Raw genomic sequence first — 18,588 nt, forward strand, 5'->3', positions numbered from 1 at the left:
GCGATGTGCCTGATGCTGCTCCTGCCCCTGCCGGCGCTGGCCGGTGGTGGCAGCGCACAGACGCTGGAATGGCGCCGCGATGGAGCGCGGCTGTCGCTGCGCTCGACCGAAGGCCAGGTGCATGTGGAGGCCGCCAGCCCGGAAGTGCGCTTCGGCGTGCGCAGTGGCGATCGCATCCTCCGCGTGGACGACACGGCGGTGCGCCGGGTTGAACATCTGGCCGAGGCACTGCGCCATTCCCACGCGGCCAGCGCCTATCTGTTGCTGCGCCGCGACAAGCGCGAACTGACGGTGGCGGTCAACGCCGCTGCGTGGCGACAGGCAATGGAGGTCCCGCCACCACCCGCGCAACCACCTCCGCCAGCCCCACCCGGGCGCTGAGCATCATCCGCTCCTGCACGGCCACAGGTTTGGCTATGCTTGATGGGTGGCGCCGGGCTCTCCCGGTGCGTGGACACGAACGGCTCCATCGGCGCCGCCCATCCCTTTCTGCAGAACCGCTTGATGCCTGCGATCCTGATCATCGACGACAACGCCAGCGTGGGTACTGCGCTGGACGTGCTGTTCTCCCTGCACGACATCGACACCCTGCAGGCGCACACGCCCGCCGATGGGCTGGCCCTGCTCGAGTCGCAGCCGGTCGATCTGGTGATCCAGGACATGAACTTCAGCGAGGACACCACCTCCGGTGAGGAGGGCGAAGCGTTGTTCGCGCAGATCCGTGCGCGCCATCCGGACCTGCCGGTGATCCTGCTGACCGCCTGGACCCACCTGAGCAGTGCGGTGGACCTGGTCAAGGCCGGTGCGGCCGACTACCTGGCCAAGCCCTGGGACGACCGCAAGCTGATGACCACGGTCAACAACCTGCTGGAACTGTCCGAGGCACGCCGCGAACTGGACCGGCGCCGCAGCCGTGAACTGCACCAGCGCAACGCGCTGGAAGAGAAGTACGACCTGTGCGGCGCGGTCTTCGCCGACCCCGCCAGCGAGCGCGTCATCGCCCTCGCCTGCCAGGTCGCACGCTCGGAACTGCCGGTACTGATCACCGGCGCGAACGGTGCCGGCAAGGAGAAGATCGCGCAGATCATCCAGGCCAATTCGCTGGTGGCCAAGGGCCCGTTCGTGGCGGTCAACTGTGGCGCGCTGCCCTCGGAACTGATCGAAGCCGAACTGTTCGGTGCAGAGGCCGGCGCGTATACCGGCGCCAACAAGGCGCGCGAAGGCAAGTTCGAGGCCGCCGATGGTGGCACCCTGTTCCTGGATGAGATCGGCAACCTGTCGCTCGGCGGGCAGATGAAGCTGCTGCGCGTGCTGGAAACCGGCCGCTTCGAGCGCCTGGGTTCCAACCGCGAGCGCCAGGTCAAGGTCCGCGTGGTCAGCGCGACCAATGCCGACCTGCCGGCGATGATCCGCGACGGTACCTTCCGCGAAGATCTCTATTACCGCCTCAACACGGTGGAACTGGTGCTGCCGCCGCTGGCCGACCGGCCGGGCGACATCGTGCCGCTGGCCGAGCGATTCCTGACCGCTGGCAAGCCGCTGTCCAGCGCCGCCACCGCAGCACTGCAGCGGCACCCCTGGCCAGGCAACGTGCGCGAGCTGCGCAACGTGATCCAGCGTGCCGAACTGCTGGCCACCGGCAACCGCATCGAAGTGGCCGATCTCAACCTGCCGCGCGCAGCCGTCGTACCACGACCGGCACCCAGCGCAGGCAATGATCCCGACCGCGCACGCATCGAGGAGGTGCTGGCGCGCAACCATGGCGTCATCGCCCAGGCTGCCGCCGAGCTCGGCCTGAGCCGCCAGGCGCTGTACCGGCGCATGGACCGCCACGGTATTCCACGCGAATGAAGCGGCGCTCGTTCACTTTCCGCCTGTTCCTGCGCCTGCTGCCGGTGCTGGCACTGGCTGCGGCACTGCCGTGGCTGCTGGCCTACTGGATGGACCATGGCTGGGTGGTGACCACGGTATCGGCGCTGATCCTGCTGTCACTGATGTGGTGGACCCTGCGCCGTGCCACGGCGCCGGTACGCTCGCTGATGCGGGCCCTGGCGGGCACCACCAGCAGCTATCGCGACGGCGAATACAACTTCGGCGTGCACTGGCCCGGCAATGACGAGCTCGGCGACCTGGTGCAGGCACACCGGGAGCTGGGTGATGTACTGCGTGAGCAGCGGCAGGGCCTGGTGCAACGTGAGCTGCTGTTGGACACCATGGTGCAGAACACGCCGGTTGCGATGCTGTTGATCGCCTCCGGCGGTGATGGCATCGCCCGCGTGGTGTTCTCCAACCTGGCCGCGCGCAAGCTGCTGCACGGCGGCTGGAAGCTGGAAGGCCAACGCCTGGAAGACGTGCTGGAACAGGTGCCGGTGGAACTGCGCGATGCCATCGCCCGTGGCGGTGACAGCCTGTTCGCGGTGCACGCCGAAGGCGAGGATGGTGACGAGGACGACGAGCAGGTCTACCACCTCTCGCGGCGTGCGTTCCAGCTCAACGGCCGCCCACACGACCTGCTGCTGGTGCGCCTGTTGACCGCCGAACTGCGCCGCCAGGAAGTGCAGACCTGGAAGAAGGTGATCCGGGTAATCAGCCACGAGCTCAACAACTCACTGGCGCCGATTGCTTCGCTCGCCCATTCCGGCGGCGTGCTGGTGCAGCGTGAACGCTTTGACCGGCTGCCCGAGATCTTCACCACCATCGAGGACCGCGCACGCCACCTGGAAGGCTTCATCCGTGGCTATGCGCGCTTTGCCAAGCTGCCACAGCCGCAGCTGCAGACCGTGCACTGGGCGCCGTTCCTGTCCAGCCTGCGCCAGCAGATCCCGTTCGGCATGGAACGTGAGCCGGACGAGGAGCTGAGCAGCCGCATCGACATCGCGCAGTTCGGGCAGGCGTTGTTGAACCTGCTGAAGAATGCGCACGAAGCCTGCGCTGAAGCCGAGCCGCCCAACGACGATGTGCAGGTACAGCTGACCCGGCTGCCGCAGTGGCTGCGCCTGGACGTGCTTGACCGCGGCAAGGGCATGAACGAGCAGGTGCTGCAGAACGCACTGATGCCGTTCTATTCGACCAAGCGCAATGGCACCGGGCTGGGGCTGGCGCTGACGCGGGAGATCGTGGAGGCCCACGGCGGACGGGTGTCACTGCAGAACCGCGGCGATGGCGGGTTGTGCGTGTCGATCCTGCTGCCGGTGGGTTGAGCGGACCGATCGGGTAGATCCACGCGATGCGTGGATATGCCGACCGAGGCCGGCATCTACCAGGCCTGCCGCATCGCCACGCGTAGATGCATCGGAAACCCCAGCGCGGCCTCTTCGGCCATCACCGCCTGCAGCCCTGCACCCCACTCCGCCTCCGGTGCGGCGACGAAACCTTCGCTGGCATAGAAGGCCGCATTCCACGGCACGTCGGACAACGTGGTCAGCACGGCCGAGCGATAGCCTTTCGCCCGGGCCTGTACCAATGCATGGCGCAACAACGTGCGTCCATGACCTTGCCGCGCGTGTGCAGGATCCACATCCATCTGCAGCACGTGGAACTCACCTGCCAGTTCGCCGGCAAGCAGATAGCCGGCGATGCCACCGTCAGCCGCATCCACCACCCACAGCTGCCCGCGTTCAAGGCCATCCTGTAGTGTCGGCAGGTCCAGGCCATGCCCGGCGAACACCGGATAGGCCTCATGGCCCCTCAACACCTCGCCGGCGCGCTGCTCGATGCCGGGCAGCACACCGAGTTCATCGGCGCGGGGAATGCGGGGCTCAGGACTTCTTGAGCGGGCGCTTCCAGCCATCGATGGTTTCCTGCCGGGCACGTGCCAGTGTCAGTTTGCCGTCCGGCGCGTTGCGGGTGATGACCGAACCGGCGGCAATGGTCGCGCCGTCGCCAATGGTCACCGGTGCCACCAGCGAACTGTTGGAGCCGATGAACGCGTTGTCGCCGATGGTGGTGGTCGACTTGTTCACGCCATCGTAGTTGCAGGTGATGGTGCCAGCGCCGATGTTCACCTTGCTGCCGATCACCGCATCGCCCAGGTAGGTGAGGTGATTGGCCTTGCTACCGACACCCAGCGTGACCTTCTTGGTCTCGACGAAGTTGCCGACGTGCACGCCATCGGCCAGCACGGTGCCCGGTCGCAGGCGCGCGAACGGGCCGATCTGCGCGGCGCCCTCGGTAACCACGCCCTCCAGGTCGCAGTGCGCACGCACTTCGGTGCCCGGCCCAAGGTTGACGTCCTTCAAACGGTTGAACGGACCGACGGTGACGCCGTCGCCGAGCACCACGTTGCCCTCGAGCACGACATCGACGTCGATCAGCACGTCGCTGCCCACGGTGACAGTGCCGCGGATGTCGAGCCGGGCCGGATCGCGCACGCGCGCCCCCTGTGCGCACAGGGCCCGTACCGCACGACGCTGCCAGGCGCGCTCCAGCTGCGAGAGCTGCCAGGGGTCGTTTGCCCCTTCGGCCTCCTGCGCGTCGGCCACCAGCGCCATTTCGGCCGGCGTGTATTCATGGGCGGCAAACGCAAAGACATCGGTGAGGTAGTACTCGCCCTGTGCATTGCTGTTGGAAAGCTGCGACAGCCAACGGCGCAGCGCAGTCGATTCGGCGGCGATGATGCCGGTATTGATCGTACGCACGCGCAGCTGGTCATCGGTGGCGTCCTTCTGCTCGATGATCGCGCCAACCTTGCCCTCGGCATCGCGCAGCACGCGGCCATATCCGGTCGGGTCATCGACATCGGCCACCAGTACCGCCAGCCGGCCCGGCTGTGCGAGCAGGTCGCGCAGGGTCTGCGCACGGATCAGCGGCACGTCGCCGTACAGGACCAGCACCTGCGCCAGGTCGGGAACCTGGGGCATCGCCTGCGCTACCGCATGGCCGGTGCCGAGCTGCTGAGCCTGTTCGGCCCATTGCAGGTCGGGCTGGCCGGCGAAGTACTGGCGCACCGCCTCGCCGCCATGGCCATGGACCACGTGGATCGCCGCCGGCTGGAGCTCACGGGCCGCGTCGATCACGTGCGCCAGCATCGGCTGGCCCGCGATCGGCTGCAGCACCTTCGGCAGCACCGACTTCATGCGCTTGCCCGCGCCGGCGGCGAGGATGATGACGTGCAGGGGTTGGGTCATGGGAACGGCGGTCCGTGGTTCGTTGCCGGTGATTCTAGAGCGTGCGCCGTTAACATGGGCATCCCTCCTCCCTTCGCCATGCCGATGAGCCTCGTCCGCCAGGGAAGCGCCTACCTCGTCATCGGGCTCGTGCAGCTGCTGCTCGACTGGCTCGTGTTCGTGGTCACCACCGCGCTGGGCATGCCCGTGGCGCCGGCCAACATCGCCGGGCGCCTGGCCGGCATGCTGCTGGGTTTCTGGCTCAACGGCCGCTACACCTTTGCCGAGGCCGGCACCCGCAAGCTGGGATGGAAGCGATTTGCACGCTTCTTCGGCCTATGGCTGCTGCTCACCGTGGCAAGCACATTGCTGGTGAGCCTGGTGGACCATGCGCTGGGCCTGCAGTACACCTGGCTGGCCAAACCGCTGGTGGAAGGCGGCCTGGCGTGTGTGTCGTTCCTGCTGATGCGGTACGTGGTGTATCGCTGAGACGGCACCAGGATCGGGATCGGGATCGGCACCAGGATCGGGATCGGGATCGGGATCGGGATCGGGATCGGGATCGGGATCGGGGATCGGGATCGGGGATCGGGGATCGGGGACCGGGACTGGGGACCGGGACTGGTAGAGTCGACTGTTAGTCGACTAACGCGCGCAGCGCGGGATTTTCGCGGCCTGAACGTAGAGCAGTCGACTAACAGTCGACTCTACCCAGTCGACTCTACCCCGCCACCCGAACAAAAACGCCGGCACAGGGCCGGCGTTTTCGTGGATGCAGCGCGGAACCTCAGTGCTTGAGGGTCTTGCGCAGGCGTTCCAGGGCCTGCAGCTGGACGACGGCTTCGGCCAGCTTCTGCTGGGCTTCGGCCACTTCCATGGCTTCACCGCGGTTGGCCAGGATGCGCTCGGCTTCTTCCTTGGCCTTGCGGACCGAGGCTTCGTCGATGTCCTGCGCGCGGATCGCGGTGTCGGCCAGCACGGTCACCACCTGCGGCTGCACTTCCAGGATGCCGCCGGAAATGGCGAAATCCAGCTGCTCGCCATTCGGCGTGGTCACCACCACCTTGCCCGGCTTCAGGCGGGTGATCAGCGGCGCGTGCTTGGGCGCGATGCCCAGTTCGCCCAGCTCACCGGTGGCCACGACCAGGGTCGCTTCGCCACGGAAGATTTCCTGCTCGGCGCTGACGATGTCGCAACGGATCGTGCTCATGCAAATCTCTTCGCTGTTCGCGGCGGCGCAATGCCACCGTGGGAGTCCACCGGCGCGGGCGGTTGCCCGGCGCCGGCGTCAGGTCGGGCAGGATCGCTCCCGCCCGCCCCGGATCAGGCCTTCTCGGCCATCTTCTTGGCCTTCTCGACCGCTTCTTCGATGCCGCCGACCATGTAGAACGCCTGCTCCGGCAGGTGGTCGTACTCGCCATCGACGATGGCCTTGAAGCCACGGATGGTGTCCTTCAGCGGCACGTACTTGCCCGGCGAACCGGTGAACACTTCGGCCACGTGGAACGGCTGGCTGAAGAAGCGCTCGATCTTACGGGCGCGCGACACGGCCTGCTTGTCCTCTTCGGACAGTTCGTCCATGCCCAGGATCGCGATGATGTCCTTCAGTTCCTTGTACTTCTGCAGGGTCTGCTGGACGCGCTGGGCGGTGTCGTAGTGCTCGTGGCCGATGACCAGCGGGTCCATCTGGCGGCTGGTGGAGTCCAGCGGATCGACGGCCGGGTAGATACCCAGCGAGGCGATCGAACGCGACAGGGTAACGGTCGAGTCCAGGTGGGCGAAGGTGGTTGCCGGCGACGGGTCGGTCAGGTCGTCCGCGGGAACGTAGACGGCCTGGATCGAGGTGATCGAACCGTTCTTGGTCGAGGTGATGCGCTCCTGCAGGACGCCCATTTCCTCGGCCAGGGTCGGCTGGTAACCCACGGCGGACGGCATGCGGCCCAGCAGTGCCGACACTTCGGTACCGGCCAGGGTGTAGCGGTAGATGTTGTCGACGAACAGCAGGACGTCCTTGCCCTTGCCGTTCTCGTCCTTCTCGTCGCGGAAGTACTCGGCCATGGTCAGGCCGGTCAGGGCGACGCGCAGACGGTTGCCCGGCGGCTCGTTCATCTGGCCGTACACCATCGCCACCTTGTCGAGGACGTTGGAGTCCTTCATCTCGTGGTAGAAGTCGTTGCCCTCACGGGTACGCTCACCCACGCCGGCGAACACGGACAGACCGCTGTGCGCCTTGGCGATGTTGTTGATCAGTTCCATCATGTTGACGGTCTTGCCGACGCCGGCGCCGCCGAACAGGCCGACCTTGCCGCCCTTGGCGAACGGGCACATCAGGTCGATGACCTTGATGCCGGTTTCCAGCAGCTCGGTGGCCGGGGACTGGTCTTCGTACGACGGGGCCGCACGGTGGATTTCCCAGCTGTCGCTGGCGGCCACCGGGCCGGCTTCGTCGATCGGACGGCCGAGCACGTCCATGATGCGGCCCAGGGTGCCAGCGCCGACCGGCACCGAGATGCCACGGCCGGTGTTGACGGCAACCAGGTTGCGCTTCAGGCCGTCGGTGGAACCGAGGGCGATGGTACGCACCACGCCGTCGCCCAGCTGCTGCTGGACTTCGAGGGTGATCTCGGTGTTTTCCACCTTCAGTGCGTCGTACACCTTCGGCACCGATTCACGCGGGAATTCGACGTCGACGACCGCGCCGATGATCTGAACGATCTTGCCCTGACTCATTGCTGCATCCTCTAATGTGTGCTTTGAACGAACGCGGTCAGACTGCTGCCGCGCCGCCGACGATTTCGGAGATTTCCTGGGTGATCGCTGCCTGGCGCGCCTTGTTGTAGACGAGCTGCAGGGTGCCGATCAGCTTGTTGGCGTTGTCGCTCGCCGCCTTCATCGCAACCATGCGTGCCGCATGCTCGGAGGCGACGTTTTCCAGCAGTGCCTGGTACACCAGCGACTCGATGTAACGCGTCATCACGTGCTCGAGCACGGTCGCGGCATCGGGTTCGTACAGGTAATCCCAGTCGTGGTGAGCGACCTGCTTCTCAGCCGGCGGCAGCGGCAGCAGCTGATCGAAGCTGGCCTTCTGCACCATGGTGTTCACGAAGCGGTTGTAGACCAGGTACACGCGGTCGATCTTGCCTTCGGTGAAGGCGTCGAGCATGACCTTGATCACACCGATCAGCGATTCCAGCTTCGGCACGTCGCCGATGTGGGTCACGCTGCCGACCATGTTGACCTTCACGCGGCGGAAGAAGGTCGAAGCCTTCTGGCCGATGGTCACCAGGTCCACTTCCGCACCCTTGTCCTGCCATGCCTTGGCTTCGCCCAGCATCTTGCGGAACAGGTTGTTGTTCAGGCCGCCGGCCAGGCCGCGATCGGAGGAGATCACGATGAAGCCGACCCGCTTGACCTGCTCGCGCTCGACCAGGAACGGATGCTGGTAGTCGGTGCTGGCCTGGGCCAGGTGACCGATCACCTGCTTCATCGCCTGCGCGTACGGACGCGAGGTCTTCATCCGATCCTGCGCCTTGCGGATCTTGGAGGCCGAGACCATTTCCAGGGCGCGCGTCACCTTGCGGGTGTTCTGCACGCTCTTGATCTTGGTTTTGATTTCGCGTCCGCTTGCCATCTCTTGTTTCCCGTGGCGCGGGGCTGCTGCCCCGCGTTGTTCAACCGTTTGTCATCTGGTCCAGCGGAGCCAGCGGCTCCGCTCTACAGGACCGCGATTACCAGCTGCCGGTGGTCTTGAACTCGGCGATGCCCTTCTTGAAGGCACCTTCGATGTCGTTGTCCCAACCGCCGGTGGCGTTGACCTTGCTGACCAGCTCGCCCTGGGTGTTGGCGAAGTGGGCGTGCAGGCCTTCTTCGAACGCCAGCAGCTTGTTGACCGGCACGTCGTCGAGGTAACCCTCGTTGACGGCGTAGATCGACAGTGCCTGGTTGGCGATCGACATCGGCGCGTACTGCTTCTGCTTCATCAGCTCGGTGACGCGCTGGCCACGCTCCAGCTGCTTGCGGGTCGCTTCGTCCAGGTCCGAGGCGAACTGCGCGAACGCAGCCAGTTCGCGGTACTGGGCCAGCGAGATACGGATGCCGCCGGACAGCTTCTTGATGATCTTGGTCTGGGCCGAGCCACCGACGCGCGACACCGAGATACCGGCGTTCACGGCCGGGCGGATGCCGGCGTTGAACAGGTCGGTTTCCAGGAAGATCTGGCCGTCGGTGATCGAGATCACGTTGGTCGGAACGAAGGCGGACACGTCGCCGGCCTGGGTTTCGATGATCGGCAGCGCGGTCAGCGAACCGGTCTTGCCGGTGACCTTGCCTTCGGTGAACTTCTCGACGTACTCCTCGGACACGCGGGCAGCGCGCTCGAGCAGACGGGAGTGCAGGTAGAACACGTCACCCGGGTAGGCTTCACGGCCCGGCGGGCGCTTCAGCAGCAGCGAGATCTGGCGGTAGGCGACAGCCTGCTTGGACAGATCGTCGTACACGATCAGCGCGTCTTCGCCGCGGTCCATGAAGTACTCACCCATGGTGCAGCCCGAGTAGGCGCTGATGTACTGCATGGCAGCCGATTCGGAAGCGGTCGCGGCCACCACGATGGTGTGGGCCAGCGCGCCGTTCTCTTCCAGCTTGCGCACGATGTTGGCGATGGTCGAAGCCTTCTGGCCGATCGCAACGTACACGCACTTGATGCCGGTGCCCTTCTGGTTGATCACGGCATCGATCGCCATCGCGGTCTTGCCGGTCTGGCGGTCACCGATGATCAGCTCGCGCTGGCCACGGCCGATCGGGATCATCGAGTCGACCGACTTGTAGCCGGTCTGCACCGGCTGGTCGACCGACTTGCGCCAGATCACGCCCGGCGCAACACGCTCCACCGGAGCGGTCAGGTCGGTGCCCAGCGGGCCCTTGCCGTCGATCGGCTCGCCCAGCGCGTTCACGACGCGGCCCAGCAGTTCCGGACCGACCGGCACTTCCAGGATGCGGCCGGTGGTCTTGGCGACGTCGCCTTCGCGCAGGTGCTCGTAGTCACCCAGCACCACGGCGCCGACCGAGTCGCGCTCCAGGTTCAGGGCGAGGGCGAAGGTGTTGTTCGGCAGTTCGATCATTTCGCCCTGCATCACGTCGGCCAGACCGAAGATGCGCACGATGCCGTCGGACACGCTGGTCACGGTGCCTTCGTTGCGCGATTCCGCGGCCAGCTTGACCTTCTCGATGCGGTTCTTGATCAGTTCGCTGATTTCGGAGGGGTTGAGCGTGGTTGCCATCGTCAAGTCCTAGTGCCGGCAGCGGGGCCGGACGTTAAATGAATTCAGTTAGCGAGCGCGGTCTGCAGACGGGCCAGCTTGCCCTTCAGCGAACCATCGATGACCACGTCGCCGGCGTCGATCACGGCGCCGCCGATCAGCGAGGCATCGACCGCGGTGGTCACGTCGACCTCGCGGTTGAAGCGCTTGCGCAGCGCAACCTTGATCGCGTCCAGCTCACCGGCCGACAGTTCGGCGGCCGAGGTGACGGTGGCCTTGACCACGTGCTCGGCTTCGGCGCGCAGGGCGTCGAACATGCCGGAGATTTCCGGCAGCAGCGGCAGACGATGCGATTCGGCCAGGATGGCCAGGAAGCGCGAGTAGGTCTCGCCGTGGGACACCGGCGCCAGCAGGGCGACGGCGTCGTCACGACCCAGCTCCGGGTTGGCGAGCAGGGCCGCCACGCGCGGGTCGGCGGCGACGTGGGCGGAGAACGCCAGGGCGTCCGACCACGGCGCGAACGCGCCTTCGTCGCGCGCGGTCGCGAACGCGGCGCGGGCGTACGGGCGGGCAAGCGTGAGGGCCTGGCTCATCCTTAGATCTCCGAGGCCAGCTCGTCGAGCAGCGCCTTGTGGGCGTTGGCGTCGATTTCGCGCTTGAGCAGCTTTTCGGCACCGGTCACGGCCAGCGCGGACACCTGCTTGCGCAGATCTTCACGGGCACGGTTGGCGGCGGCGTCGATTTCAGCCTGGGCCAGTTCCTTCTGACGGGTGGCTTCGGTGATCGCTTCGTTACGGGCAGCATCAACGATCTGGTTGGCACGCGCGTGGGCCTGATCGATGATCTCGTTGGCCTTGGTGCGTGCTTCCTTCAGCGCTTCGTTGACCTTCTCCTGCGCCTGGGCCAGATCTTTCTGGCTGCGGTCGGCAGCAGCGAGGCCTTCAGCAATCTTCTGCTGGCGCTCTTCGATCGCGTTCATCAGCGGCGGCCAGATCTTGGTCGCGATGATCCAGATCAGACCAGCGAAGGCCAGCGCCTGCGCAAGAAGGGTGAAATTGATATTCATGGTTAGCTCGATCGCTGGTTTCGGGGTGGACGCGCCGCCGTAGCGGCACATCCGGCCTTCATCCGAAACCGGGTGCATCAGCACCCGGTCGTCTCAAACCGCTGTATCAGCCGGCCAGAGCCTTGGTGACGGCGCCAGCGAAGGCAGCCGACAGCGGGTTGGCGAAGGCCAGCAGCAGGCCAACGGCGACCGAGATGATGAACGCGGCGTCGATCAGGCCGGCGGTGATGAACATGCGGACCTGCAGGACCGGGATCAGTTCCGGCTGGCGGGCGGCCGACTCCAGGAACTTACCAGCCATGATGGCCAGACCCAGACCGGCGCCCAGCGCGGCCAGGCCGATCATGATGCCGACGGCAAGGGCGGTGGAGCTCTGAATCTGCGCGAAGTTGGTCAGGACGGCGAAGTACATGGTTATCTCCAGGAACTTAAGTTGCTAAGGGTGATGAAACGGATGAAGGTTGAAACGCGTTGAAGCTTGAAACTCAGTGAGCGTCTTCCGACAGGCTCAGGTACACGATCGACAGCATCATGAAGATGAAGGCCTGCAGCGGGATCACCAGCAGGTGGAACAGCATCCAGCCGAGGCCGAACACACCACCGGCAATGGCACCGAAGAAACCGGCACCACCCAGCACCCAGATCAGCAGGAACACGATTTCGCCGCCGAACATGTTGCCGAACAGTCGCATCGCCAGCGAGATCGGCTTGCTCAGCCACTCGACGATGTTGAGGATCAGGTTGAACGGCATCATCCACTTGCCGAACGGGGCCGTCAGGAATTCCTTGATGAAGCCGCCCAGGCCCTTGGACTTGAGCGCGAAGAACAGCATCAGGAAGAACACGCTGATGGCCATGCCCAGGGTGGCATTGACGTCAGCGGTCGGCACCGGCTTCCAGTAGTGCACGCCCGCCCATTCCAGCGGCTTGGCGATGAAATCGGCCGGGATCATCTTCAGCAGATTCATCAGCAGAATCCAGAAGAAGATGGTGATGGCGATCGGCGTGACCAGCTTGCTCTTGCCGTGGTAGGTGTCCTTGGCCTGGCGGTCGACGAACTCCAGGCAGATTTCAACGAAGGCCTGCCACTTGCCCGGCACGCCGGCGGTGGCCTTGCGGGTGCCCAGCCAGAACGCGACAACGATCACCAAGCCCATCAGGACCGCGGTGAGGAAGGTATCGACGTGGATATGCCAGAACATACCCTCACCCTTGCCGACCGGCGCGGTCAGGTTGTGCAGGTGATGCTGGATGTAGCTGGTAGGGGTTAGAGCCTCGCCCGCCATGTGTCCGGAACCTTCAGTTAATTGAATTCTGTCAACGCCTGGCCATCGCCAGGACCTGGAACATCAAGCCGACGGCGATACCGGCCAACAGCGCCAATGCAGGCAGCTTGAAGACCAGGAACCCCACCAGCAGGACGCCGAAAACCACGACCCACTTGGCCACGATCGCAATGATCAGGCGAGCCATCGCCGATCCTGCGGCCAGTGCCCCACCGCCCAGTGCCATCCGTGCCGCCACCCAGCCACCGGCCGAAATGGCCACACCGGACGCCAGCGCGCCGAGGGCGTATTTCGGACCTACCAGCAGGAAGGCCAGGGCCAGGACAGCCACTGCGGCCAGCGGGTAGACCGCGGCGCGCAGCATCAGTCGCCGACCCGCATCAACGGAGTTCAGCACAGGACGTCCCGCGTGGTTGCAAGTGGAGGGCTGAGGCGGCTACAGCAGGGGGGCCTCATCGAGCCGCCAAATTATAGCAATGGGACAATTTGCGAGACAACCGCTCCCTGTTCATCCCTGGAAGCCGCAAGTTGCGGTAACGGTTACATTTTTGCGTGCCACCAGGGGGACAATGACGTCCGCACCATGTTGCGACGCACTATTGAACTTTGGTCGCAGGCTGCGGAACTTTCGTCAGACATGCCGGTCCGATCATTCGACCTGCCTGCAGCATCCTCGTCGGCTCCGCCCCGCAGGTCCCACGATGGCCCCGAAGCCCGGCTCCGGGGCCATCTTTTTGCATCGTCGCGACAGCACTGAACCGTACACATGCCATGGACCATACGTTCACGCATGGTGGACGGGCCTGTCCGGCACAGTGGCCTTCATTCTGATGAACCACTGCAAGGACTCTTCGATGCGCCCCGTACCCACCCTGCTCGCCCTCTCCCTGCTCGCTGCCGGCGCCTCGTTCGCCAATGCGGCCCACGCCGCCGAAGGCGATGACCGCTTTGCCATCCGTCTGGGTGCGATGAACATCGATTCGGACAACACCCTCCGCGGCAGCACCACCGTGGCCGGCCAGGACATCTCCCTGAACCAGGACTTCAAGCTGGGTGGCAAGGAATGGGAGCCGCGCATCGACGGCATGTTCCGCATCAGCAACCGTCAGCGCCTCCTGTTCAACTACTTCAAGTACGACAAGGACCGCCGCGAGACCCTCGACCAGGGCATTTCCTTCGGCGGTGAGAACGTGCCGGCCGGCAGCTTCGTGAAGGGTGAGCTGAAGTACCAGGTGGCCAGCCTGGTCTATGACTACTCGGTGGTTGATACCGACACCTTCGACCTCGGCCTGCAGATCGGTGGCGAGTACGCCAAGGTCAGCACCAAGGGCTACGCCGACCTGGGCACGGTGTACGAAGGCCAGTTCCTCGACGAGAAGGCCGATGGCGTGGCACCTGTGGTGGGCGCCCGCATGACCTTCACGCCGTCCGAGCGCTGGATGATCACGCTGCAGGGCCAGTACCTCAACACGCGCTGGGGCAGCTTCGATGACTACAAGGGCGACCTGAGCCGCGCCAATGCCATCGTCGATTACCGCTTCACCAAGAACTTCGGCGTGTTCGCCGGCTACGACTGGTTCAAGCTGGACGTGGACAAGAAGGGCAGCGACGGTACTGTCGGCCTGAAGCAGGAATTCAAGGGCCCGGTGGCCGGTATCAGCTTCGTGTTCTGATCCCCCGCCCCTTCCACGGCACTCTCTCTCCTGGCGCGGCCTCCGGAACATCGGGGCCGCGTTTTTTGTGGCATCGTCGAGCAGAGAAGCAGGTTGGTCGAGCGCAGGGGGAGAGGGGCTTGCGTGCGAATGTCCCCCGGCGCCGGCCTACGGCCGACGCCTCCTCCTTTACTTCGCACACAAGCCCCTCTCCCCCCGCGTGTCAGGAATCCGGGCGGCTTTGGCACTGGCTCTGACTATCCGCAAGCCGAGCCACTGCGCGGGTGGCGGGCGTTTCGACAAAGTAAAGGAGGAGGCGACCGCCACAGGCGGGCGACGGGGGACATTTGTCGAAATGCCTGCCACCCGCGCAGTGGCCCGGACCCTCGCGATGACAACAGCCGAAGACATTCCTGCAGCCAACAAAAAACCCCGGCAGAAACCGGGGCTTTTCGTTCGGAACGGCGCGGACGCCTTACTTCTTCTTCGGCATGTACAGATCGGTGATCGTGCCGTCGTAGATTTCCGAGGCCATCGCCACCGACTCGCTCAGCGTCGGATGGGCATGGATGGTGTGGCCGATGTCTTCGGCTTCCGCACCCATCTCGATGGCCAGGCCGATCTCGGCCAGCAGGTCACCGGCGTGCACGCCGACGATCGCACCGCCGATGATGCGGTGGGTTTCTTCGTCGAAGATCAGCTTGGTGAAGCCCTCGGTGCGGCCGATGCCGATCGCGCGGCCACTGGCAGCCCACGGGAACTTGGCCACGCCGACCTTCAGGCCCTTGGCCTTGGCTTCGGTCTCGGTCACGCCAACCCAGGCGATTTCCGGGTTGGTATAGGCCACCGACGGAATCACGCGGGCCACCCACTCCTTCTTGTGGCCGGCAGCCACTTCGGCGGCCAGCTTGCCCTCGTGCGTGGCCTTGTGGGCCAGCATCGGGTTGCCGACGATGTCGCCGATGGCAAAGATGTGCGGCACGTTGGTGCGCATCTGGCGATCAACCGGGATGAAGCCACGGTCGGTGACCTGCACGCCGGCCTTCTCGGCATCGATCTTCCTGCCGTTCGGCGAGCGGCCCACGGCCACCAGCACGCGGTCGAAGGTGCCCTGCGCCAGCGCAGGCGCCTGGCCTTCCTCGGCGGCGTCGAAGGTGACGGTGATGCCCTTGGCATCGGCGGTGACGCCCGAGGCCTTGGTCTTCAGGTGCACTTCGATGCCCTGCTTCTTCAGGCGGTCCGCCAGTGGCTTGACCAGGTCCTTGTCGGCGCCCGGCATCAGCTGGTCCATGAACTCGACCACGGTGACCTTGCTGCCCAGCGCGCTGTACACGGTGGCCATTTCCAGGCCGATGATGCCGCCGCCGACGACCAGCAGCGAGCCCGGCACTTCGGCCAGCTCCAGCGCGTCGGTGGAATCCATCACGCGCTTGTCGTCCCACGGGAAGTTCGGCAGCTTCACCGCCTGCGAACCGGCGGCGATGATGCACTTCTGGAAGCGCAGCAGCTGGGTGCTGCCGTCAGCAGCGGTGATTTCCAGCTCGTTGGCCGAGATGAACTTGCCGACGCCCTGCACGTTGCGGACCTTGCGCTGCTTGGCCATGCCAGCCAGGCCCTTGGTCAGCTGGTTGACGACCTTTTCCTTGTACTGGCGCAGCTTGTCCAGGGTGATGGTCGGCTTGCCGAACTCGACGCCGAAATCACCGGCGTGGGCCACTTCGTCGATGACCGCTGCGGCGTGCAGCAGCGCCTTGGACGGAATGCAACCCACGTTGAGGCAGACGCCGCCGAGGCTGGCGTAGCGTTCGACCAGCACCGTATCCAGGCCGACGTCGGCAGCGCGGAAGGCGGCGGTGTAGCCGCCCGGGCCCGAGCCCAGCACGACCATCTCGCATTCGATGTCGGCCGGCTTGCCGCTGGACAGCGCCGGCTTCGGCGCAGCCGGTTCAGCCGGGGCGCGATGCGACGGGGTCACCGGCGGCTTGCTGGCCGGAGCGGCTGCAGCCGGAGCCGGAGCAGTGGCCTTGGCCGGGGCTTCGGCGGCGCCTTCAGCGTCCAGCACCACGACCACGGCGCCTTCGGACAGGGTGTCGCCCAGCTTGACCTTGATCTCCTTGACCACGCCGGCAGCCGAGGACGGCACTTCCAGGGTGGCCTTGTCCGATTCCAGGGTTACCAGACCCTGGTCCTTCTTCACCGTGTCGCCGACGGCGACCAACACTTCGATCACCGGCACATCGCTGTAATCGCCGATGTCGGGAACCTTGACTTCAATCGTGGCCATGGTGGGTTTTCCTCGTGCCCGCCCGGCATGGCCGGTGGGCTGTCACTGCATCTGTTCACGCGGCCGCGCCAGGGGCTGCGGCCGCACGGTGGGGGCGAAGCGGTGCCTTACAGCAGCACGCGGCGCATGTCGGCCAGTACCTGGGACAGGTACGTGGTGAAGCGTGCAGCCAGGGCGCCGTCGATGACGCGGTGGTCGTAGCTCAGCGACAGCGGCAGCATCAGCTTCGGAGCGAATTCCTTGCCGTTCCAGACCGGCTGGATGGAGGACTTGGAGACGCCGAGGATGGCCACTTCCGGTGCATTGACGATCGGGGTGAACGCGGTGCCACCGATGCCGCCCAGCGAGCTGATCGAGAAGCAGCCGCCGCTCATGTCGGCCGGGCCCAGCTTGCCGTCGCGCGCCTTCTTGGCCAGTTCGCCGGTTTCCTGCGCGATCTGCACCACGCCCTTCTTGTCCACGTCGCGGATCACCGGCACGACCAGGCCGTTCGGCGTGTCGGCGGCGAAGCCGATGTGGAAGTACTTCTTCAGGGTCAGGTTTTCACCGCTGGCATCGAGCGAGGCGTTGAATTCCGGGAACTTCTTCAGCGCCGCGGCGCTGGCCTTGATCAGGAAGGCGAGCATGGTCAGCTTGATGCCGGCCTTCTCGTTCTCCTTGTTCAGCGCCACGCGCAGGCTTTCCAGGTCGGTGATGTCGGCCTGCTCGAACTGGGTGACGTGCGGGATCATCGCCCAGTTGCGGGCCAGGTTCGCACCCGAGATCTTCTTGATGCGCGACAGCGGCTGCACTTCGGTCTCGCCGAACTTGCTGAAGTCGACCTTCGGCCACGGCAGCAGGTTCAGGCCACCACCGGCAGCGACAGCAGCACCGCCGGCAGCCGGCACGCCACCACTGAGCGCGGCCTTGACGAACTTCTGCACATCACCCTTGGTGATGCGGCCACCCTTCTCGGTGCCGTTGATCTGCAGCAGGTCCACGCCCAGTTCGCGCGCGAACACACGCACCGCCGGGGTGGCATACGGCACCTTGGCGGGCAGCACGCCATCGGCGTTGAACTGCACCGGCGGGCTGGACGGGGTACCGGCCGAGGCGATCTCGCGGGCCGCCAGCTTGTCCGGCTGCACCGGCACAGCGACCGGCTCGACCTTGGTGGCGGTCTCGGCGGCAGCCGGAGCGGCCGCAGCGGCCGCCTTGGCCGGCGCCGGCGCGGCAGCGCCCTCGGCCTCGATGATGGCGACCACATTGCCCTGCGACAGAGTGTCGCCGACCTTGACCTTGATCTCCTTGACCACGCCGGCCACCGACGACGGCACTTCCATGGTGGCCTTGTCGCTTTCCAGCGTGACCAGGCCCTGGTCCTTCTTGACCGTGTCGCCGACGGCGACCAGCACTTCGATGACCGGAATGCCGGCGTAGTCGCCGATATCCGGCACCAGCGCTTCAACCGCACCACCGCTGGCAGCCGGGGCGGCCGGCGCAGCTGCGGCCGGGGCCGGTGCGCTCTGGGTGGCGGCAGCCGGGGCAGCAGCCTTGGCCGGTGCCGGCGCGGCAGCCGCCGGCTTGGCGGCTTCGGCTTCGCCTGCGGCCACTTCGATCAGGGCCACGACCTTGCCTTCGGACAGGCTGTCGCCGACCTTGACCTTCAGTTCCTTGACCACACCAGCCACCGAGGACGGCACTTCCATGGTCGCCTTGTCGCTTTCCAGCGTCACCAGGCCCTGGTCCTTCTTGACCGTGTCGCCGACGGCGACAAGCACCTCGATTACCGGGATATCGCTGTAGTCACCGATATCGGGGACAAGTGCTTCCTTGATTTCGGCCATGGGGATAACTCCGGCAATCTGGTGTAGGGAAACGTCTATTGTGCGGCCAGCGGGGTCCAGCGCCAACCGTTACAGGTGTTTTCAGTACGCACGCAGCCGGGACAGGCTGTTGCC

Annotated in this window: 18 protein-coding genes; 5 read left to right on the top strand and 13 right to left on the bottom strand. The window is 65.6% G+C overall.

From position 1 onward, the window contains the following. Positions 1 to 3: 3 nt before the first annotated feature. From JLDANKMP_RS18480 to JLDANKMP_RS18490, 3 genes are all read left to right on the top strand, one after another. The gene (locus JLDANKMP_RS18480; RefSeq protein WP_212561831.1) at positions 4 to 381 is read left to right on the top strand and encodes a PDZ domain-containing protein; all 378 of its coding nucleotides are present in this window, start codon (positions 4 to 6) and stop codon (positions 379 to 381) included. Positions 382 to 504: 123 nt separating this feature from the next. Next, the gene (locus JLDANKMP_RS18485) at positions 505 to 1,851 is read left to right on the top strand and encodes a sigma-54 dependent transcriptional regulator (protein ID WP_060380616.1); all 1,347 of its coding nucleotides are present in this window, start codon (positions 505 to 507) and stop codon (positions 1,849 to 1,851) included. Continuing rightward, positions 1,848 to 3,200, top strand: coding sequence for an ATP-binding protein (locus JLDANKMP_RS18490; protein WP_005414539.1), 1,353 nt, complete (start codon positions 1,848 to 1,850; stop codon positions 3,198 to 3,200). The genes JLDANKMP_RS18485 and JLDANKMP_RS18490 overlap by 4 nt, the downstream gene beginning before the upstream one ends. A gap of 56 nt (positions 3,201 to 3,256) precedes the next feature. Here JLDANKMP_RS18490 and JLDANKMP_RS18495 read toward each other — a convergent pair whose 3' ends face one another. Further along, a complete protein-coding gene (locus JLDANKMP_RS18495; protein ID WP_099527392.1) occupies positions 3,257 to 3,790 on the bottom strand; it encodes a GNAT family N-acetyltransferase in 534 nt (177 codons plus the stop codon). Beyond that, on the bottom strand, positions 3,759 to 5,126 hold the full coding sequence (gene glmU, locus JLDANKMP_RS18500; RefSeq protein WP_005411125.1) for a bifunctional UDP-N-acetylglucosamine diphosphorylase/glucosamine-1-phosphate N-acetyltransferase GlmU: 1,368 nt from the start codon (positions 5,124 to 5,126) through the stop codon (positions 3,759 to 3,761). The genes JLDANKMP_RS18495 and glmU overlap by 32 nt, the downstream gene beginning before the upstream one ends. A gap of 84 nt (positions 5,127 to 5,210) precedes the next feature. Between glmU and JLDANKMP_RS18505 the strand changes: the two genes are divergently transcribed. Continuing rightward, positions 5,211 to 5,594, top strand: a complete 384-nt coding sequence (locus JLDANKMP_RS18505; RefSeq protein ID WP_024957075.1) for a GtrA family protein — start codon at positions 5,211 to 5,213, stop codon at positions 5,592 to 5,594. A 298-nt stretch (positions 5,595 to 5,892) separates the two neighbouring features. Here JLDANKMP_RS18505 and JLDANKMP_RS18510 read toward each other — a convergent pair whose 3' ends face one another. From JLDANKMP_RS18510 to JLDANKMP_RS18550, 9 genes are all read right to left on the bottom strand, one after another. Next, a complete protein-coding gene (locus JLDANKMP_RS18510) occupies positions 5,893 to 6,315 on the bottom strand; it encodes a F0F1 ATP synthase subunit epsilon (RefSeq protein WP_005411127.1) in 423 nt (140 codons plus the stop codon). A 113-nt stretch (positions 6,316 to 6,428) separates the two neighbouring features. After that, complete coding sequence (gene atpD, locus JLDANKMP_RS18515; RefSeq protein ID WP_005411128.1) at positions 6,429 to 7,835, bottom strand: F0F1 ATP synthase subunit beta; 1,407 nt, start codon at positions 7,833 to 7,835, stop codon at positions 6,429 to 6,431. A 37-nt stretch (positions 7,836 to 7,872) separates the two neighbouring features. Then, the gene (atpG, locus tag JLDANKMP_RS18520) at positions 7,873 to 8,736 is read right to left on the bottom strand and encodes a F0F1 ATP synthase subunit gamma (protein ID WP_005411129.1); all 864 of its coding nucleotides are present in this window, start codon (positions 8,734 to 8,736) and stop codon (positions 7,873 to 7,875) included. A 97-nt stretch (positions 8,737 to 8,833) separates the two neighbouring features. Beyond that, positions 8,834 to 10,381: a F0F1 ATP synthase subunit alpha gene (atpA, locus tag JLDANKMP_RS18525; RefSeq protein ID WP_005411130.1), complete on the bottom strand. Its 1,548-nt coding sequence runs from the start codon at positions 10,379 to 10,381 to the stop codon at positions 8,834 to 8,836. A 44-nt stretch (positions 10,382 to 10,425) separates the two neighbouring features. Next, positions 10,426 to 10,953, bottom strand: a complete 528-nt coding sequence (locus tag JLDANKMP_RS18530) for a F0F1 ATP synthase subunit delta (RefSeq protein WP_005411131.1) — start codon at positions 10,951 to 10,953, stop codon at positions 10,426 to 10,428. A 2-nt stretch (positions 10,954 to 10,955) separates the two neighbouring features. Continuing rightward, on the bottom strand, positions 10,956 to 11,426 hold the full coding sequence (locus JLDANKMP_RS18535) for a F0F1 ATP synthase subunit B (RefSeq protein WP_005419512.1): 471 nt from the start codon (positions 11,424 to 11,426) through the stop codon (positions 10,956 to 10,958). Between the two features lie 106 nt (positions 11,427 to 11,532). Further along, positions 11,533 to 11,838: a F0F1 ATP synthase subunit C gene (gene atpE / locus JLDANKMP_RS18540; protein WP_005411133.1), complete on the bottom strand. Its 306-nt coding sequence runs from the start codon at positions 11,836 to 11,838 to the stop codon at positions 11,533 to 11,535. A gap of 73 nt (positions 11,839 to 11,911) precedes the next feature. Then, a complete protein-coding gene (gene atpB, locus JLDANKMP_RS18545) occupies positions 11,912 to 12,712 on the bottom strand; it encodes a F0F1 ATP synthase subunit A (RefSeq protein ID WP_005411134.1) in 801 nt (266 codons plus the stop codon). Between the two features lie 31 nt (positions 12,713 to 12,743). Further along, complete coding sequence (locus JLDANKMP_RS18550; RefSeq protein WP_006394654.1) at positions 12,744 to 13,109, bottom strand: hypothetical protein; 366 nt, start codon at positions 13,107 to 13,109, stop codon at positions 12,744 to 12,746. A 457-nt stretch (positions 13,110 to 13,566) separates the two neighbouring features. Here JLDANKMP_RS18550 and JLDANKMP_RS18555 point away from each other — a divergent pair, with 457 nt between their 5' ends. Further along, complete coding sequence (locus JLDANKMP_RS18555; protein ID WP_032967007.1) at positions 13,567 to 14,385, top strand: hypothetical protein; 819 nt, start codon at positions 13,567 to 13,569, stop codon at positions 14,383 to 14,385. Positions 14,386 to 14,839: 454 nt separating this feature from the next. Here JLDANKMP_RS18555 and lpdA read toward each other — a convergent pair whose 3' ends face one another. Together lpdA and aceF are read right to left on the bottom strand one after the other, a co-directional pair. Further along, positions 14,840 to 16,648: a dihydrolipoyl dehydrogenase gene (gene lpdA, locus JLDANKMP_RS18560; RefSeq protein ID WP_212561808.1), complete on the bottom strand. Its 1,809-nt coding sequence runs from the start codon at positions 16,646 to 16,648 to the stop codon at positions 14,840 to 14,842. A 107-nt stretch (positions 16,649 to 16,755) separates the two neighbouring features. Further along, entirely contained in the window at positions 16,756 to 18,474 is a 1,719-nt protein-coding gene (aceF, locus tag JLDANKMP_RS18565; protein WP_212561809.1) for a dihydrolipoyllysine-residue acetyltransferase, read from the bottom strand. Positions 18,475 to 18,588 lie beyond the last annotated feature (114 nt).

Origin of the sequence: Stenotrophomonas sp. PE591, assembly GCF_018320795.1 — a bacterium.
GTDB classification, from domain to species: domain Bacteria; phylum Pseudomonadota; class Gammaproteobacteria; order Xanthomonadales; family Xanthomonadaceae; genus Stenotrophomonas; species Stenotrophomonas maltophilia.

Bases quoted from the DNA above. Each gene is read 5' to 3' on its own strand.
- JLDANKMP_RS18480 (WP_212561831.1), top strand. From the start codon at position 4: ATGTGCCTGATGCTGCTCCTGCCCCTGCCGGCGCTGGCCGGTGGTGGC.
- JLDANKMP_RS18485 (WP_060380616.1), top strand. From the start codon at position 505: ATGCCTGCGATCCTGATCATCGACGACAACGCCAGCGTGGGTACTGCG.
- JLDANKMP_RS18490 (WP_005414539.1), top strand. From the start codon at position 1,848: ATGAAGCGGCGCTCGTTCACTTTCCGCCTGTTCCTGCGCCTGCTGCCG.
- JLDANKMP_RS18495 (WP_099527392.1), bottom strand. From the start codon at position 3,790: ATGGCTGGAAGCGCCCGCTCAAGAAGTCCTGAGCCCCGCATTCCCCGC.
- glmU (WP_005411125.1), bottom strand. From the start codon at position 5,126: ATGACCCAACCCCTGCACGTCATCATCCTCGCCGCCGGCGCGGGCAAG.
- JLDANKMP_RS18505 (WP_024957075.1), top strand. From the start codon at position 5,211: ATGAGCCTCGTCCGCCAGGGAAGCGCCTACCTCGTCATCGGGCTCGTG.
- JLDANKMP_RS18510 (WP_005411127.1), bottom strand. From the start codon at position 6,315: ATGAGCACGATCCGTTGCGACATCGTCAGCGCCGAGCAGGAAATCTTC.
- atpD (WP_005411128.1), bottom strand. From the start codon at position 7,835: ATGAGTCAGGGCAAGATCGTTCAGATCATCGGCGCGGTCGTCGACGTC.
- atpG (WP_005411129.1), bottom strand. From the start codon at position 8,736: ATGGCAAGCGGACGCGAAATCAAAACCAAGATCAAGAGCGTGCAGAAC.
- atpA (WP_005411130.1), bottom strand. From the start codon at position 10,381: ATGGCAACCACGCTCAACCCCTCCGAAATCAGCGAACTGATCAAGAAC.
- JLDANKMP_RS18530 (WP_005411131.1), bottom strand. From the start codon at position 10,953: ATGAGCCAGGCCCTCACGCTTGCCCGCCCGTACGCCCGCGCCGCGTTC.
- JLDANKMP_RS18535 (WP_005419512.1), bottom strand. From the start codon at position 11,426: ATGAATATCAATTTCACCCTTCTTGCGCAGGCGCTGGCCTTCGCTGGT.
- atpE (WP_005411133.1), bottom strand. From the start codon at position 11,838: ATGTACTTCGCCGTCCTGACCAACTTCGCGCAGATTCAGAGCTCCACC.
- atpB (WP_005411134.1), bottom strand. From the start codon at position 12,712: ATGGCGGGCGAGGCTCTAACCCCTACCAGCTACATCCAGCATCACCTG.
- JLDANKMP_RS18555 (WP_032967007.1), top strand. From the start codon at position 13,567: ATGCGCCCCGTACCCACCCTGCTCGCCCTCTCCCTGCTCGCTGCCGGC.
- lpdA (WP_212561808.1), bottom strand. From the start codon at position 16,648: ATGGCCACGATTGAAGTCAAGGTTCCCGACATCGGCGATTACAGCGAT.
- aceF (WP_212561809.1), bottom strand. From the start codon at position 18,474: ATGGCCGAAATCAAGGAAGCACTTGTCCCCGATATCGGTGACTACAGC.